Source organism: Saccharopolyspora karakumensis (assembly GCF_004349225.1).
Classification (GTDB): Bacteria; Actinomycetota; Actinomycetes; order Mycobacteriales; family Pseudonocardiaceae; genus Saccharopolyspora; species Saccharopolyspora endophytica.
In genome coordinates, this window is sequence record NZ_SMLA01000121.1 from 1 (window position 1) to 1782 (window position 1782).

The window sequence follows — 1782 nt, forward strand, 5'->3', positions numbered from 1 at the left end:
GTTGGCGTGGGAGGCGCCGGAGGGCATCGACGTCCAGCCGCTCTACACCGAATCCGATGTGGACGGTCTGGACTTCCTGTCGACCTACCCGGGGCTGGCGCCGTTCCTGCGCGGGCCGTACCCGACGATGTACGTCAACCAGCCCTGGACCGTGCGCCAGTACGCGGGCTTCTCCACCGCCGAGGCGTCCAACGCGTTCTACCGGCGCAACCTCGCCGCCGGGCAGAAGGGCCTGTCGGTGGCCTTCGACCTGGCCACCCACCGCGGCTACGACTCCGACCACCCCCGCGTCGGCGGGGACGTCGGCATGGCCGGTGTGGCGATCGATTCGATCCTGGACATGCGGCAGCTCTTCGACGGCATCCCGCTGGACGAGATGAGCGTGTCGATGACCATGAACGGCGCGGTGCTGCCCATCATGGCGCTGTTCATCGTCGCCGCCGAAGAACAAGGTGTCGCACCGGAGCAGTTGGCCGGGACCATTCAGAACGACATCCTCAAGGAGTTCATGGTCCGCAACACCTACATCTACCCGCCGCAGCCCTCCATGCGGATCATCTCCGACATCTTCGCCTACACCAGCCAGAAGATGCCGAAGTTCAACTCCATCTCCATCTCCGGCTACCACATCAAGGAAGCCGGAGCCACCGCCGACCTCGAACTCGCCTACACCCTCGCCGACGGCGTGGAATACCTCCGCGCGGGCAAGCAGGCCGGGCTCGACATCGACGCGTTCGCGCCCCGGCTGTCGTTCTTCTGGGGCATCGGCATGAACTTCGCGATGGAGGTCGCCAAACTCCGCGCCGCGCGGCTGCTCTGGTCCAAGCTGGTCAAGCAGTTCGAGCCGACCAACCCGAAATCGCTGTCGCTGCGCACCCACTCGCAGACCTCCGGCTGGTCGCTGACCGCCCAGGACGTCTACAACAACGTCGCCCGCACCTGCGTGGAAGCCATGGCCGCCACCCAGGGCCACACCCAGTCCCTGCACACCAACGCCCTCGACGAAGCGCTGGCGCTGCCGACGGACTTCTCCGCCCGCATCGCCCGCAACACCCAGCTCGTGCTGCAGCAGGAATCCGGCACCACCCGCGTCATCGACCCCTGGGGCGGCAGCTACTACCTCGAGAAGCTCACCCAGGACCTCGCCGAACGCGCCTGGGCCCACATCACCGAGGTCGAAGACGCAGGCGGCATGGCCCAGGCCATCGACGCCGGCATCCCCAAGCTGCGCATCGAGGAAGCCGCCGCCCGCACCCAAGCCCGCATCGACTCCGGCCGCCAGCCGCTCATCGGCGTCAACAAGTACCGCTACGACGGCGACGAGCAGATCGAGGTCCTCAAGGTCGACAACGCCGACGTCCGCAACCAGCAGCTGGAGAAGCTCCGCCGGCTGCGGGACGAGCGCGACACCGCGGCCTGCGAGGACGCCCTGCGCAAGCTCACCGCCGCCGCCGAGGCCTCGCTGTCGGACGAGCGGCCCAACGACCTCGCCCACAACCTGCTCGCGCTCGCCGTCGACGCCGCCCGCGCCAAGGCCACCGTCGGGGAGATCTCCGACGCGCTGGAGAAGGTCTTCGGACGCCACTCCGGTCAGATCCGTACGATCTCCGGCGTGTACCGGGAGGAATCCGGCCCGTCCGAGCAGCTCGAATCGGCCCGCCGGCAGGTCGAGGACTTCGCCGAGGCCGAAGGCCGCCGACCGCGCATCCTCGTCGCCAAGATGGGCCAGGACGGCCACGACCGCGGCCAGAAGGTCATCGCCACCGCCTTCGCCGACCTCGG

1 protein-coding gene is annotated in these 1782 nt (G+C 68.4%); it reads left to right on the forward strand.

All coding sequences use genetic code 11. From position 1 onward, the window contains the following. Positions 1 to 1782, forward strand: a 1782-nt coding sequence (gene scpA / locus E1202_RS31060) for a methylmalonyl-CoA mutase (protein WP_132686871.1), incomplete at both ends; no start/stop codon positions are given.